The sequence below is a fragment of the Azospirillum sp. A29 genome (assembly GCF_042604625.1).
In the GTDB taxonomy this organism is placed as follows: Bacteria; Pseudomonadota; Alphaproteobacteria; order Azospirillales; family Azospirillaceae; genus Azospirillum; species Azospirillum palustre.
Genome location: NZ_CP170463.1, coordinates 267,878 through 282,573 on the forward strand (window position 1 = coordinate 267,878; position 14,696 = coordinate 282,573).

The window sequence follows — 14,696 nt, forward strand, 5'->3', positions numbered from 1 at the left end:
GAAATGCCTGATCTGCAATCTTTTCTGTTCTGGGCGTTTCGCCCTTATTCGGCCGCGACCGGCGTTGCCTGTGCCCCAGCCATCGCTTCGGCACCCGCCTTCACCGCCTTGACGATGTTGTGATAGCCGGTGCAGCGGCAGATGTTGCCTTCCAACCCCTCGCGGATTTCGGCTTCGGTCGGGCTAGGGTTCTCGCGGACCAGATCGACCGCGCTCATCACCATGCCCGGCGTGCAGAAGCCGCATTGCAGACCGTGATGCTCGCGGAAGGCGGCCTGCATCGGGTGCAGCGTGCCGTCGGACGCCGCCAGACCTTCGATGGTCAAGACATCCGCCCCGTTGGCCTGGATGGCCAGCGTGGTGCAGGATTTGACCGACCGGCCGTCGACATGAACGACGCAGGCGCCGCACTGGCTGGTGTCGCAGCCGACATGGGTGCCCGTCAGGCCAAGATGCTCGCGCAGGAAGGCGACGAGCAGTGTGCGCTCCTCCACCTCGCGCGAGACCGTCTTGCCATTGACGGTCATCGAAACGGTACAGGACATCGGTTTTCCTCCCGCTGGCTGAAGTCTGGCTTGCAGTCGTATGGCGTGCAGTTGGGACTTATCGCTGTCGATTGACGCGCCGTCGGCCGAAGCCGTGGTGGTGTCCGCTTCGGTCGGCGGTCTTGTGCCACAAGGATAGGGGGTGTCTGCCCTTCGAGGTCAAGGAGCCTGTGCATGGCTTGGCCGAAAGAATGGCATTGCAACCATCGTTATGTCGGATTGTACGTACTGGCGCGCAATTTTGTGGCGCGTTACAGTGGGTTGGGGCTGCCCACGCTCTGTGGGCCCAAAATAAATCCGCCCGGCAACGATCCGGGCACGGCAATGATGACGGGGAGTGCCACCATGAATCGCCCATCTGTGAAGCGTCGCGTCCTGGCCCTGTGCACGGCCGCGGGCTTCGGCATCGGTCTTGGTTTCGCCGCACTTCCGGCGCATGCGGAGGCCTTCATCACCGTTCTGACCGGCGGAACCAGCGGCGTCTATTACCCTCTGGGCGTGGCGCTTTCCAACGTGTATGGCAAGGCGCTTCCGGGGGCGAAGGTGACGGCGCAGGCGACCAAGGCGTCTGTCGAGAACCTGAACCTGCTCCAGGCCGGCCGCGGCGAGATCGGCTTCACGCTGGGCGATTCGCTGAGCGATGCCTGGAAGGGCAACGAGGAGGTCGGCTTCAAGCAGAAGCTGGACAAGCTGCGCACCATCGCCGCCATCTATCCCAACTACATCCAGGTCGTCGCCGCCAAGGAATCGGGCATCAGGACGCTGGCCGACCTGAAGGGCAAGCGGGTGTCGGTCGGCGCGCCGAAATCGGGGACGGAGCTGAACGCGCGGGCCATCTTCGGCGCCGCCGGACTTACCTACAAGGATTTCGCCAAGACCGAGTATCTGCCCTTCGGTGAGTCGGTCGATCTGATCAAGAACCGCCAGCTCGACGCGACCCTGATTTCCGCCGGCCTCGGCGTGGCGGCGATCAAGGATCTGTCCTCGTCCCAGGAGATCACCGTCGTCAGCATTCCGGCCGAGCTGGTGCAGAAGGTCGGCGATGCCGCCTACATCACCGAAACGATTCCGGCCGGCACCTATCCGGGCCAGACGGAGGCCGTGCCGACTGCCGCCGTGCGCAACCTGCTGGTCAGCCACTCCGGCGTGTCCGACGATGCGGCTTATGCGATGACGAAGACGCTGTTCGAGAATCTCGACGCGCTGGCCGCCGCCCATGTCGCCGCCAAGCAGATCAAGCTCGACCAGACCGCCACCCAGTCGCCGGTGCCGCTGCATCCGGGCGCCATCAAGTACTTCAAGGAAAAGGGCTTGATGTAAAAAACTGACGGGCGGAGAAGCCGTGGTGAGCGCAAACAAGAATCAGGCGGACTCCGAGATCCGCCAGGCCATCGACCGGGAAAATCCGGCGACGGTGGCCGCATTCGAAGGGTTCGACGGGCGGGCGGTCTTCGCCATCGCCGTCGCCTTCTCCGCCTTCCAGATCTGGACCGCCGCCTTCAACCCGGTTTCCACCATGGTGGTGCGGGCGGTCCATGTCGGTTTCCTGCTCCTGATGACCTTCACCCTGTTCGGCTTCCGCCAGACGGCGGAGCGCAGGCGGGTTCCCTGGTACGACTGGCTGCTGGGCCTGACCGCCTTCGCGGTCGGCCTCTATCATTACGTGTTCGAGGTCGACCTGATCCAGCGGGCGGGCGATCCCAATACCACCGACCTGATCGTCGGCACCGTCGCGGTGGCGCTGGTGTTCGAGGCGGCGCGGCGCATCATGGGGCTGGCGCTGCCGATCATGTGCGGCGTCTTCATCCCTTACGCCCTGTTCGGTCGCCATCTGCCTTTCGGGCTCGCCCACCGCGGTTACGACATCGATCAGGTGATCGACAATCTGTACCTGTCGACGGAGGGGCTTTACGGCACGCCGACCTTCGTGTCGGCCAGCTACATCTTCCTGTTCATCCTGTTCGGCGCCTTCCTTGAGCGCGCCGGCATGATCAAGCTGTTCAACGACGTGTCGCTCGGCCTCGTCGGCCATGCCAAGGGCGGACCCGCGAAGGTGGCGGTGATCTCGTCGGGCCTGATGGGCACCATCAACGGCTCGGGCGTCGCCAATGTCCTGACCACCGGGCAGTTCACCATCCCGCTGATGATGCGCTTCGGCTACCGCCCGGCCTTCGCCGGCGCTGTGGAGGCGACGGCCAGCATGGGCGGGCAGCTGATGCCGCCGGTGATGGGGGCGGCCGCCTTCATCATGGCGGAGACCATCGGCGTGCCCTACAGCGAGGTCGCCATCGCCGCGGCGATTCCCGCCATTCTCTATTTCGGCAGCGCCTTCTGGATGGTCCATCTGGAGGCGGGGATGCGCAACCTCGTCGGCCTGCCCAAGGACCAGTGCCCCAGCGCGCTTCGTGCCGTGATTGAGGGCTGGTACCTCATCCTGCCGCTGGCGGCGCTGATCTATCTGCTGTTCTCCGGCTTCACGCCGCTGTTCGCGGGTGTCATCGGCATCGCGGCGACGGCGGCGCTGATCCTCGGCACCACCATCGTCGGCACCATCGGGCCGATGGCGTTGCGCGTCGCCTTCTGGGTCGCGGTCGGGCTGGTCGCCGCCGGCCTGTGGAAGCTGGGGTTCCGGACGGAGCATCTGGCCTTCACCATGGTCGTGCTGCTGATTATCCCCTGCCTGCTGTTCAAGGGCGGCCGGCAGACTCTGGTGCTGGTGGTCAACAGCGTCGCCGACGGCGCCAAGAACGCGGTCGGTGTCGGCGTCGCCTGCGCCCTGGTCGGCGTGCTGATCGGCATGATGACGTTGACGGGGCTTGCCTCCAGCTTCGCCTCGACCATCGTCGACTGGTCGGGCGGCAATCTGCTGGCGGCGCTGGTTCTGACGATGATCGCCTGCATCGTGCTGGGCACCGGCCTGCCGACGACGGCAAACTACATCATCACAGCGTCCATTGCCGCGCCGGCCCTGCTGACCATGGGCGTGCCGCTGATCGTCAGCCACATGTTCGTCTTCTATTTCGGCATCATGGCCGACCTGACCCCGCCGGTCGCCCTGGCGGCGTTGGCGGCCTCGTCGATCTGCAAGGCCGACCATATGGAGATCGGCTGGATCGCGACGCGGGTGGCGATGGCGGGCTATGTCGTGCCCTTCATGGCCGTCTACGATCCGGCCCTGGTGTTGCAAGGCGAGAGCTGGCTGGCGGTGGGCTATGTGTTCGTCAAGGCCTGCGTCGCCATCGCCCTGTGGGGGGCCGCCACCATCGGCTTCTTCTGGACGCCGCTGTCGCCGGTCGCCCGTCTCTATGCTGCGGCGGCCTCCTTCCTGTTCATCGTGGCTCTGCCCCTGACGGACGAGGCCGCCTTCGTCATGACCGGCCTGTTCCTGTTGTGGCAGCACCGGCGCCGGAGCGTGCCGACCGCCGCCGCGGCGTGAGGTGAGCGGTCTCTGCCTGTTCGCCCTCGGCGGCGCGCTGCTGGCGTCGCTGCCGGGAGCGGCCTTCACCCTGTCCTGGACCCACTCCATCGAAAAAACGGAGTGGCAGGAACAGTGGAGCGTAGATACGGGGCGCTTGCGCTTGGTCGAGGCCCGCATCCGTGGCACCGGTGCTGGCATGGAGCCCGGCCCGGATGCCCGGATGACCGCGGATGGCTGGATGGCCTGGAGGCCGGACCTGCCGCCGCAGGACAGCGTCACGCTGGCGGCATCCGGATTCACCGCAGAGCATCGGCTGTGTGCGGGCGGTGACTGTCGGCCGCTCTCCGGCTGGACGGGGAGCATGGATCGGGCCATCACCTTGCGGGCCTGCCCATAGGACCGGCGCATACCCGCATACGAAAGTTCGTGTCGCTGCCGCCCCTTCCGGCTTGGCTTACGCTGCGTCAGTCCGCATACTCCCGTTCCTTTCGTCAGCCTATTTTCCGGACCGATGATCACTTCCCCAACGCTCCAACGGCGCCCATCCATCCTCCCGACCGTTCTCCCGGCCTATCTCTGGGGGGCACTCGCCGTCGTCGGCGTGCTGCTGGGCACGCATGGGGTGCAAGCCGCGGAGGTGGCGGCGGAGGTCGCCCATGCCGGCGTGCCGCATCTGGACGGGCGGTTGATGAGTGCGGCGTGGGTGGTGCCCTTCGCGGGGATCCTGCTGTCGATCGCGCTGTTCCCGCTGCTGGCGCCAATGGTCTGGCACCATCATTTCGGCAAGATTTCGGCTGCCTGGGCCCTGGCCTTCCTGCTTCCCTTCGCCGCGACCTTCGGGGTCGAGCTTGCCACCTACGAGCTGCTGCACACGGTCCTGCTGGAATACATCCCCTTCATCGTTCTGCTGACCGCGCTGTTCACGGTGGCGGGCGGCGTGCGGCTGGCAGGGTCGCTGGTGGGGACGCCGATGGCCAACACGGTCGGGCTAGCGCTGGGAACCGTGCTGGCCAGCCTGATGGGCACCACCGGCGCCTCGATGCTGCTGATCCGCCCGCTGCTGCGCGCGAACGAACATCGGCGCCACAAGGTCCACACGGTCGTCTTCTTCATCTTCCTGGTGTCGAATGTCGGCGGGTCGCTGACCCCGCTGGGCGACCCGCCGCTGTTCCTTGGCTTCCTGAAGGGCGTCGATTTCTTCTGGCCGACCGTGCATCTGCTGGCGCCGATGGCCTTCCTGTCGGGCCTGCTGCTCGCGATCTATTTCGCGCTCGATCTCTTCCTGCACACCCGCGATCCCGGCAAGCACCCGCTGATCGAGGGCGTGCACGAGCGCGAACCGATTCGCATCGAGGGCAGCGTCAACCTGCTGCTGCTGGTCGCCATCGTCGGCGCGGTGCTGCTCAGCGGCATCTGGCATCCGGGAACGGGTGTCACGCTGTACCATGTGCCGGTGCCGCTGGAGACCATCGTGTCGAACCTGCTGCTGCTGGGCATCACCGGCCTGTCGCTGGCTCTCACCAGCAAGCAGAGCCGCCGCCTGAACGGCTTCAGCTGGGGTCCGATCCTGGAGGTGGCGAAGCTGTTCGCCGCCATCTTCCTGACCATCATCCCCGCCATCGCCATCCTGCGGGCCGGCACCGACGGCGCGCTGGGCGCCATCATCTCGGCGGTGAACGAGGGCGGCAAGCCGAACCCCGCCGCCTATTTCTGGGCGGCCGGCATCCTGTCCAGCTTCCTCGACAATGCGCCGACCTACCTGATCTTCTTCAACACCGCCGGCGGCGACGCGAAGGTGCTGATGACGGATCTGTCGCTGACGCTGACCGCGATCTCGGCCGGTGCGGTGTTCATGGGTGCCAACAGCTATATCGGCAATGCTCCCAACTTCATGGTCAAGGCGATTGCTGAGGAGCGCGGCGTCGCCATGCCCAGCTTCTTCGGCTATATGGCCTGGTCCTTCGGCATCCTGGTGCCGCTGCTGGGACTGACCACATTGGTCTTCTTCCTGTAACGGTCCTCAATCTGTAACAGCCCGCAACGAAACCAATCGTCACCTCCGCCGTTAACCCGCACTGGGGCCGCCTTTCCGTCCGACATCGGACGGGTCTCGCGCGGCGTAACGCCTGGAGGGTGACGTGGTTTCGAAGGGTCTCGGCTGGAACACGGGTGCGGGCTTCAAGGCGGGGCGGCCGATGGCTGCGCCCAGGCAATCCTGCTCGGACCAAGTCCCATCGGCGGGGCAGGTTCCATCGGTCTGAGCGGCCGGAGCCTGCGCCATGAGCACGCAGACCAACCCCGGCCACCTCCACTCCCTGACCCCGCTGCGCGGCATTGCGGCCTTGTGGGTGGTGCTGTACCACTACAGCTTCCAATATTTTCCCAACCTGCACCCGGACAGCTACACGCATCTGGTGCAGAAAGGCTATCTGGCCGTCGATCTGTTCTTCATGCTCAGCGGCTTCGTGCTGACGCATGTCTATCACGGCACCTTCACCGACTCGGTCGGCGACAAATACTGGAGCTTCCTGCGGGCGCGCATTGCCCGACTTTATCCGCTGCATCTGGCGGTCCTGCTGCTGTTCGTGGCGACGGCGCTGGCCGTCCGCGCGGTGGAGTACGCCGCCACCGGCAGCTTCCCGGCAATCCCGCTGAAAGGGGCTGAATCGGTCTGGGCCCTGGTCGCCAACCTGTTCATGCTCCAGGGCCTTTATGCCAGCATGCTGAGCTGGAATTATCCGGCCTGGTCGATCAGCCTGGAGTTCATGGCCTATCTGGTCTTTCCCTTCGCGCTGCCCTGGGTCTGGCGGTCGAGCGGCCGGGCGCAGGCCCTGCTGGCGGTCGGCGCGCTGGCAACACTCTTCGCGCTGGCCTGGGCAACGCAGGACAATCTGAACCAGTGGGACGGGCCGCAGACCCTGCTGCGCTGCCTGCCTGAATTCCTGCTGGGCACCCTGCTCTACAGCGCCTTCCGCAGCGGGCTCGCCGCGTCTGTGCTGTCGAGCGACCTGACGATGGCCGGGGTGGTGGTGGCGATCCTGCTGCTTCTCCACACCGGCGGGCCGGACCTGCTGGCCGTGCCGCTGTTTGCCCTGCTGATCCTGGCGGCCGTCGCCAACCACGGCCGGGCAGCGGGGATGCTGAATGTCCGGCCGCTGGTCTGGTTGGGCGACGTGTCCTATTCGCTCTATCTGATCCACGGCTTCGTCGAATATGCCACCACGCGGATGCTGGGGCTGGGGCTCGGCATCCATGACCGCAAGGCGCTGCCGGGCAGCTGGTCGATGGCGCTCATGCTGGCGATGGTCACGGCCTGCCTGCTGATGGCCGGCCCGGCCTATCGCCGGATCGAGGTCGGCGGGCGCCGCCTGCTGCGGGGGGGGCCGCGCTTCGGCCGGCTGACGCTGGCGACGGCGGGCAGGCGGGTAGACTGAGGCCAAAAAAAAGCGCCCGGGGGCTGAGGCCGCCGGGCGCGAAGGCACAGTACGAAAGAGGATCATCAGCAGTGATGATGCAATCGGGAGATCGATTGTGGCGCCATCCTGTCACGGATGACACGCGCTCCCCTTGACCGCGGTCAAGCTTGAGCAAAAGAGTAGGGCATCAATCCCCCAGCGCCGGCTTCGGCAGCGCGCCGCTCAAGCCGTTGTCCTCCACCTCCTCCCTTTCCGGCCGGGGCACGCGGAACCATGCCGCGTAGAGCGCCGGCAGGAAGAAGATCGTCAGCACGGTCGCACCGGCCAGACCGCCCATGATGGCGACCGCCATCGGACCCCAGAACACGCTCTGCGTCAGCGGGATCATGGCGAGGATCGCCGCCGCTGCCGTCAAGGCGATGGGGCGGGCACGGCGCACCGTCGCCTCGACAATGCTCTCCCAGCGGGACCGGCCGCTGCGGATGTCCTGTTCGATCTGGTCGACCAGGATGACCGAGTTGCGCATGATGATGCCGGCCAGCGCGATCACACCCAGCATGGCGACGAAACCGAAGGGCAGCTTGAACAGCAGAAGCGAGGCGGTGACGCCGATCAGCCCCAGCGGAGCGGTCAGCAGGACCATGAACACGCGCGAGAAGCTCTGCAATTGCAGCATCAGCGTGGTGACCATGATCAGCAGCATTACCGGCATCATGGCATTGATCGAGTCCTGGCCCTTGGCGCTCTCCTCGATGGCGCCGCCCATGGTGATGGCGTAGCCGTCGGGCAGGGTGACGCGCAGGGCGTCGAACTGCCCGTTCAACTGGGTGCTGACCACCGGGGCCTGCAAGCCGCCGGTCACGTCGCCCTTGACCGTCATCGTCGTCTCGCGTGCCCGGCGCCACAGCACCGGTTCCTCCAGCTCGTAGCGCACGGTGGCGACCTGACTGAGCGGCACGGTGGTGCCGCGACCGGTGCGGATGTTCAGCTCCCCCAGGCGGGACAGGTCCATCCGCTCCTCAGGCGTGGTGCGCAGCAGGACGCCGATCAGTTCCGTGCCCTCGCGGTACTGAGTGACGGACATGCCGTTCAGCAGCAGTTCCAGGGCGTTGGACAGATCCTGCTTCGACACGCCCAGCGCGCGGGCCTTGGCGGTGTCGACCTCCAGCCGGATGCGCTTGGACAGTTCATCCCAATCCAGATGGACGTTGGCGGTGTTGGGGTGGGCGCGCATGGTGTCGCGCACCTGATAGGCGATCTTGCGAATGGTTGCCGGGTCTTCGCCGGTGACGCGGAACTGTACGGGGTAGCCGACCGGCGGGCCGTTCTCCAGGCGGCCGATGCGGACGCGGGCAGCCGGGAAGTCGGAGTCCAAAGTCGGCTCCAGCCGCTGCATGAAATGCTCGCGCTCCTCCAGCCCCTTGGTCATCACCATGAACTGGGCGAAGTTGGCGGTCTCCAGCTGCTGGTCGAGCGGCAGGTAGAAGCGCGGCGACCCGCCGCCGGTGTAGGCGACCCAGTAATCGACGTCCGGGTCCTTGGCCAGCACTGCTTCCATCCGCTTCACTTCGGCGGCCGTGGCTTCGAAGGAGGAGCCTTCGGCAAGCCGGACGTCGATCAACAGCTCCGGCCGGCTGGCCGACGGGAAGAACTGCTGCTGGACATGGCCGAAGCCGACGAGTGCGGTGACGAAGGCCGCCACCGTCACGCCGATGGTGATCCAGCGCGCCCGCACGCAGGCCTCGATCATTCCGCGCAGGATGCGGTAGGCGCGGGTGTCGTAGATGTCCAGCTCGTGTCCGTCCGGCACCACATGCTTGGGCTTGGGCAGCAGCAGCCAGCCGAGATAGGGGGTGAAGATCACCGCCACCACCCAGGACAGCAGCAGCGACAGCGCCACCACCCAGAAGATTGAATTGGTGTATTCGCCGGCGGCCGAGGCCGCGAATCCGACCGGCACGAAGCCGGCAGCGGTGACGATGGTGCCGCTCAGCATCGGGAAGGCGGTGGAGGTGTAGGCGAAGGCGCCGGCCTTCAGCCGGTCCCACCCTTGTTCCATCTTCACCACCATCATCTCCACCGCGATGATGGCGTCGTCGACCAGCAGGCCGAGCGCGATGATGAGGGCGCCCAGCGAGATGCGCTGCAGGTCGATGTGGAGAATCTGCATCGCCACCAGCGTCATCGCCAGCACCAGCGGCACCGCCAGCGCCACGACGATGCCGGTGCGCCAGCCCAGGCTGACGAGGCTGACCAGGATGACGATGCCCAGCGCCTCGGCCAGCGATTCCATGAATTCGCCGACGGAATGTTCGACCACCTTCGGCTGGTCGGCGACCTGCGCCACCTCCAGCCCGACCGGCAGTTCGGCGCGGACCTTCTCCATCGCCACGTCGAGCTGTTCGCCCAGCTTCAGGACGTTGCCGCCCTTCGCCATGACCACGCCGAGACCGATGGCGTCGCGACCGTTGTAGCGCAGGGTGTAGCGCCGCGGTTCGACATAGCCGCGCTTGACCTCCGCCACGTCGCCGATGGTCAGCAGCCGGCCGCCGCTCTCCACCGGGATCGCACGCACCGCCGCCGCGGTGTCGAGGCCGAGGTCGAGGCGGACATAGACGCGCTGCGATCCGGTATCGACGTCACCCGATGCGGCGATGGCGTTCTCGCGCTGGAGCGCCTGGATCACCGAATCGACCGGCAGACCGAAGCTGGCGAGCCGCTGGCTGGAGATCTCGACATAGACGCGCTCTTCCTGCGGGGCGATCAGGTCGATCTTCTCGACACCCGGCAGTTTCAGCAGTCGGGCACGCGCTTGTTCGGCCACCTTCTTCAGCTGGGCGGGAGTGAAATCCTCGCCCATGAAGGCATAGATGCCGGAATAGACGTCGCCGAATTCGTCATTGAAGAAGGGGCCGACCACGCCGTCGGGCAGGGTGTTGCGAATGTCGCCAATCTTCTTGCGCACCTGATACCACAGGTCCGCCACCAGCTTCGGCGGGGTGGAGTCCTTCAACTGGACGAAAATCACCGACTCACCGGGCTTGGAATAGCTGCGAGCCACGTCGTAGTAGGGCACCTCCTCCAGCTTCTTCTCGATGCGGTCGGTGACGAACTGTTCGACCTCACGCGCGGTGGCACCCGGCCATTGGGTGCGCACCACCATCACCTTGAAGGTGAAGGACGGATCCTCCGCCCGGCCCAGTGTCTTGTAGGCCAGCGCACCGGCGAGAACGCTGGCGAGCATCATGAACAGCACCAGCGTGCGGTGGGCCAGCGCCCAGGCCGACAGGTTCATGCGGGAGTGGTTCATCGCGCCGGCTCCGTCCAGACGCGGACCTTCTGGCCGGCGTCGAGTTTGTGCACGCCGGCGGTGACGACGCGCTCGCCGTCCTTCAGCCCGCCGCCGATCAGCGCGAGGTCGCCGGCATAGGCGGCGACGGTCACGGGGCGCAGCTCCAGCCGGTCGTCCGGCGCGGACAGAACCCACACCGCCGGCTTCTGCTCTCGTTGGGCCAGAGCACTCAGGGGAACACGGGCGACCGGTGCGCCATGGTCGGCGGCGGCGACGACGGTCGCGGTCATGCCAAGCTGGACCGTGGGCGGCGGATCGGTCAGCGTGATCTTCGCCTGGAAGGTCCGGGTGTTGGCGTCGGCGCTGGGCGAGACCTCGCGCAGGCTGCCGGCAATGCTCCGGCCCGGATGCGACCACAGCTCCACCGCCAGCGTCTGGCGGGGCAGGGCGGCGACGCTCTGCTCGGGGATGTTCGCCACCGCCTCCAGGCTGCCCAGCCGGGCGACGCGCAGGGCGGTCTGGCCGGATGCGACGACCTGTCCCGGCTCGATCAGAGTCGCGGTGACGATGCCGGCCTCGTCCGCCACCAGCGTGGCATATTGGGCGGAGTTGTCGAGGACGCGCAGCTGTGCCTCGACCTCGCGCACTTTGGACTCCGCCTTGTCCAGCGTGGTCTTGCGGCGGTCGTATTCCTGGCGCGTGGTCCACTCGCCTTGGCGCAGGCTGGCGTAGCGTTGGAAATCGCTGCGGGCGTTGGCGGCGTCGGCCCGCGCCGAGGCGAGCTGCGCCTGCGATGCGCGGATCTGCAATTGAAGATCGGTGGGGTCGAGGCGGGCCAGCGGTGTGCCGGGTTCGACGCGGGTGCCGATCTCCACCAGTCGGGCGGTCACCTTGCCGCCGACGCGGAAGCCGACATCTGCCTCCACCCGTGGGCGGATCACCGCCGCGTAGCGCACGCTGTCGACCAGCGGTTCCAGCGTGACGGTGGCGACGCGGACCGGACGCACCTCTGCTTCCGCCGGGGGGGAAGCGGACTGCGTTTCGTTGCAGCCGGCAAGCAGGCCCGCCACCGTCAGAAGCGCCGTTGTCGCCATGACAGCGGACGCAAGCCGCCTTTCGCGGAACAGGGCCATACCACGTCTCCCCACTGGACTGGACTGTATCGTACTGTTACCGTCCTACTCCGGCCCCCAGCCAACGTCAAGAGTGAACGGTACAGTTCAGTGCAGTCATCGGAGCAGAAAGCGTCCCACCCCGCCCCGTCGCTCGACGCGAAGGCGGAACAGATCGTCGTCGCCGCGCGGGAGGTGTTCCTGGAACTCGGCTATGCCGCCGCGTCGATGGATCAGGTCGCGCAGCAGGCTCGTGTGTCCAAGACGACGCTTTACACCCGCTTCCCATCGAAGGAAGAGCTTTACACCGCGGTGATCTCCGCCGAGTGCGAGCGGCGCGGCTTGCGCTTTGCGCCGGAGATGTTCGATGGCATGCCGTTGCGCGATGTCCTGATCCAGGTCGGTCGCCGCTTCACCGACCTGCTGTGGTCGGATGCGGCGATCCGTGTCCATCAGGCGGTGGTGGGGGAGGCGACCCGGATGCCGCTCGCCGCCCAGCTCTATTTCCAGGCGGGGCCGGAGCAGGGGATCGCCAATTTCGTCGCCCTGTTCACCCGGCTGAACGACCGCGGTGCGATCGCCACCGACGATCCGGCCTTCGTCGCCCGGCAGTTCCTGTCCGCCATGCAGGGCGGCGCTTATTGCCAGCTGGTGCTGGGTCTGTGCCCCACGCCGACGGAGGAGGAACGCCATGCCTTCGTCGACAAGGCGGTTGACCTGTTCCTGCGCGGGCTCACCGCGTGACCCTGTTTACGCCAGTTTGAAATAGCGCGTGACCAGTCCGCGCAGCTCCTCCCGCACCCCATCGTCGCCAAGGGCGGTCAGCCGCTCGTGCAGGCCGGCGGCGATGGCGGTGAAGCGGGCAAGCACCGCCGGGTCGAAATGCCGGCCGGCGCCCTCGGCCAGAATGTCCATGGTCGCGGCGTAGGACATCGGCTCCTTGTAGGGGCGGCGGGAGGTCAGCGCGTCGAACACGTCGGCGACGGCGAAGATGCGGGCGGCAACCGGGATCGCCTCTCCCTTAAGGCCGTTGGGATAGCCCGACCCGTCGAATTTCTCGTGATGGCCGCCGACCACATCGGCCGCGTCGGACAGCCAGTCGGACGAGCCGACGATGTCCAACCCGTGGACAACATGAGTCTTCATCACCGCGAACTCCTCGGCGTCCAGCTTGCCGGGCTTCAGCAGGATGCTGTCGGGAATGGCGATCTTGCCGACATCGTGCAGGAAGGCGCCCTTCACCAGCTTGCGGATCGCCGCGTCCTCCACCCCCAGCGCCTCGGCCAGACGGATGGCGAGGACCGTTACCCGGTAATTGTGGGCGTTGGTGTCGCTGTCGCGCTTGGCGATAGCGCTGCCCAGCGCGCTCAGCATGCCGATGTTGGCGTCGAGCAGGCCGCGCGACAGCCGCAGGATGCCCCGGTTGTAGGAGCCGAAGATCGGCAGGAGGACGAGCGCGGTCACAAGAACCGACAGCGAGGAAACGGCGACGACGGTGGCGGTGTCGCGCAGGATCTCATGGGACCGGCGGGATGAAAGCTGGAAAACGCTTTCGAGATAACCGAGCAGCCGACCGTCGGAATCGAGCAGCGGCTCCATCGTCTGGATGAAGATCTGTCCGTCCAGCGTGAAGCGGTCGTAAATGGAGTCTCCGTCGGTGGGGAAGCCGTGCCGGGTGGCGGACATCCGCTGTTCCGCCCATTCCGCGCCGGGAGCGATGTATTCGGCCGTCTTCCGCTGGTCCGGGCTGTAAAGCTCCGCGACGATGAAGCGGCCGTCACCATGGTTCAGGCGCAGTCCGTTGCGACTGGCCATGAAATGTTGCAACGACGCCTCCAGATCGGAATCGGCGGCACCGGCGGCCAGCGATGTGCGGGTTTCGGTCAGAAACGCCGCCGATTCTTCCCGTGCCAGTTCGACCACCCGGTTATCGGCAATCTCGACTTCGACCAGAAAGGCGATGCCGCCGACTGCGAGCGCCAGGAACAGGGCGATGCCGGCCAGACGCAGCAGAACCGTGCCGGGGGTGGGCAGGCGCATCGCCGCCACGTCGGAATGGCGGTCAGGCACTGTTCTGAAAAGCAGGCTGAGACGCCGCCGCTCGCCCTTTGCCGTCATCGTCATGCCTGTCCGCAACTTCTCTGCCTGCAACGTCTCTGTCTGCGCGCTCATCGCCATAATCCGTTTGCAGCGTATCCAGGTCGCGAGGTAGGCCGATCTGGACGATGCCGATGCCAAGCGTCACTATTTCCGGCCGCGCCGCGCACGGATCCGCACACGGATCGAGACTTGGTTCCCCCTGCGGGAATCCAGCTTCCGCCCCAGAATCCGGCGGAAAATGTTGAGACGGCGTTAAGTTTTGCCGGGCACTGTGCCGCAGGCCGTTTCTCGATGCTCATGGAAGGAGCCGTTTCGTGATGTCCGTCTGCCCCTGCGGTTCCGGTCTGGCCTTCGACCGCTGCTGTGGCCCCATCCTGGCGGGGGACCCCGCCCCCAGCGCGGAAGCGCTGATGCGGTCGCGCTACACCGCCTTCGTCCGCCGCGACATCGACCATATCGAGCGGAGCTGCGTGCCCGAAACCCGCGCCACCTTCAGCCGTGCCGATGTGGAGCGGGTGGCAGAAGAATGCGACTGGGGTCCGCTGACCGTCATGAAGGCGGAGGAGACCGGCGACGATGGGATGGTCGAGTTCTTCCTGACCTTCCACCGCGATGGCGAGGAGTGGCCTTTGCATGAGCGGTCGCGCTTCCGCCGCGTCGACGGCCGCTGGTTCTATGTCGACAGCATCCTCAACCCGAAGGACCCACCGCGCCGCGTGGTGAAGGTCGGCCGCAACGATCCCTGCCCCTGCGGCTCGGGGAAAAAGCACAAGGCCTGCTGCGGGCGCTGACCGGCGCCCGCAGCGGTCGCCC

General features: G+C 66.4%; 11 protein-coding genes. 7 read left to right on the forward strand and 4 right to left on the reverse strand.

What is annotated here, in order from left to right:
• Positions 1 to 44: 44 nt before the first annotated feature.
• Entirely contained in the window at positions 45 to 545 is a 501-nt protein-coding gene (locus tag ABNQ38_RS09730) for a (2Fe-2S)-binding protein (protein ID WP_377807279.1), read from the reverse strand.
• A gap of 345 nt (positions 546 to 890) precedes the next feature.
• Between ABNQ38_RS09730 and ABNQ38_RS09735 the strand changes: the two genes are divergently transcribed.
• The 5 genes from ABNQ38_RS09735 to ABNQ38_RS09755 all read left to right on the forward strand — a co-directional run bounded on the left by ABNQ38_RS09735 (position 891) and on the right by ABNQ38_RS09755 (position 7,397).
• On the forward strand, positions 891 to 1,865 hold the full coding sequence (locus ABNQ38_RS09735) for a TAXI family TRAP transporter solute-binding subunit (protein WP_377807280.1): 975 nt from the start codon (positions 891 to 893) through the stop codon (positions 1,863 to 1,865).
• Between the two features lie 25 nt (positions 1,866 to 1,890).
• Positions 1,891 to 3,981, forward strand: a complete 2,091-nt coding sequence (locus ABNQ38_RS09740; RefSeq protein WP_377807281.1) for a TRAP transporter permease — start codon at positions 1,891 to 1,893, stop codon at positions 3,979 to 3,981.
• A gap of 1 nt (position 3,982) precedes the next feature.
• Positions 3,983 to 4,360 (forward strand): DUF1850 domain-containing protein, encoded by a 378-nt coding sequence (locus tag ABNQ38_RS09745; protein ID WP_377807282.1) that lies wholly within the window; start codon positions 3,983 to 3,985, stop codon positions 4,358 to 4,360.
• 114 nt (positions 4,361 to 4,474) lie between these two features.
• Positions 4,475 to 5,977, forward strand: a complete 1,503-nt coding sequence (locus ABNQ38_RS09750; protein ID WP_377807283.1) for a sodium:proton antiporter — start codon at positions 4,475 to 4,477, stop codon at positions 5,975 to 5,977.
• Positions 5,978 to 6,242: 265 nt separating this feature from the next.
• Positions 6,243 to 7,397, forward strand: coding sequence for an acyltransferase family protein (locus tag ABNQ38_RS09755; RefSeq protein WP_377807284.1), 1,155 nt, complete (start codon positions 6,243 to 6,245; stop codon positions 7,395 to 7,397).
• Between the two features lie 169 nt (positions 7,398 to 7,566).
• Here the strand turns inward: ABNQ38_RS09755 and ABNQ38_RS09760 are convergent, their stop codons facing one another.
• Positions 7,567 to 10,689: an efflux RND transporter permease subunit gene (locus tag ABNQ38_RS09760; RefSeq protein WP_377807285.1), complete on the reverse strand. Its 3,123-nt coding sequence runs from the start codon at positions 10,687 to 10,689 to the stop codon at positions 7,567 to 7,569.
• Positions 10,686 to 11,804: an efflux RND transporter periplasmic adaptor subunit gene (locus ABNQ38_RS09765; protein ID WP_377807286.1), complete on the reverse strand. Its 1,119-nt coding sequence runs from the start codon at positions 11,802 to 11,804 to the stop codon at positions 10,686 to 10,688. The genes ABNQ38_RS09760 and ABNQ38_RS09765 overlap by 4 nt, the downstream gene beginning before the upstream one ends.
• Positions 11,805 to 11,894: 90 nt before the next feature.
• Here ABNQ38_RS09765 and ABNQ38_RS09770 point away from each other — a divergent pair, with 90 nt between their 5' ends.
• Entirely contained in the window at positions 11,895 to 12,527 is a 633-nt protein-coding gene (locus tag ABNQ38_RS09770; protein ID WP_377807287.1) for a TetR/AcrR family transcriptional regulator, read from the forward strand.
• Positions 12,528 to 12,533: 6 nt separating this feature from the next.
• On the opposite strand, the gene ABNQ38_RS09775 is transcribed toward ABNQ38_RS09770, so the two are convergent.
• A complete protein-coding gene (locus ABNQ38_RS09775) occupies positions 12,534 to 13,955 on the reverse strand; it encodes an HD-GYP domain-containing protein (protein WP_377807288.1) in 1,422 nt (473 codons plus the stop codon).
• A gap of 245 nt (positions 13,956 to 14,200) precedes the next feature.
• Here ABNQ38_RS09775 and ABNQ38_RS09780 point away from each other — a divergent pair, with 245 nt between their 5' ends.
• A complete protein-coding gene (locus tag ABNQ38_RS09780; protein WP_377807289.1) occupies positions 14,201 to 14,674 on the forward strand; it encodes a YchJ family protein in 474 nt (157 codons plus the stop codon).
• The last annotated feature ends 22 nt before the right edge of the window (positions 14,675 to 14,696 follow it).

Excerpts from the sequence above, each read along its gene's own strand:
- ABNQ38_RS09730 (WP_377807279.1), bottom strand. The coding sequence starts at position 545 with ATGTCCTGTACCGTTTCGATGACCGTCAATGGCAAGACGGTCTCGCGC.
- ABNQ38_RS09735 (WP_377807280.1), top strand. The coding sequence starts at position 891 with ATGAATCGCCCATCTGTGAAGCGTCGCGTCCTGGCCCTGTGCACGGCC.
- ABNQ38_RS09750 (WP_377807283.1), top strand. The coding sequence starts at position 4,475 with ATGATCACTTCCCCAACGCTCCAACGGCGCCCATCCATCCTCCCGACC.
- ABNQ38_RS09755 (WP_377807284.1), top strand. The coding sequence starts at position 6,243 with ATGAGCACGCAGACCAACCCCGGCCACCTCCACTCCCTGACCCCGCTG.
- ABNQ38_RS09760 (WP_377807285.1), bottom strand. The coding sequence starts at position 10,689 with ATGAACCACTCCCGCATGAACCTGTCGGCCTGGGCGCTGGCCCACCGC.
- ABNQ38_RS09765 (WP_377807286.1), bottom strand. The coding sequence starts at position 11,804 with ATGGCCCTGTTCCGCGAAAGGCGGCTTGCGTCCGCTGTCATGGCGACA.
- ABNQ38_RS09775 (WP_377807288.1), bottom strand. The coding sequence starts at position 13,955 with ATGAGCGCGCAGACAGAGACGTTGCAGGCAGAGAAGTTGCGGACAGGC.
- ABNQ38_RS09780 (WP_377807289.1), top strand. The coding sequence starts at position 14,201 with ATGTCCGTCTGCCCCTGCGGTTCCGGTCTGGCCTTCGACCGCTGCTGT.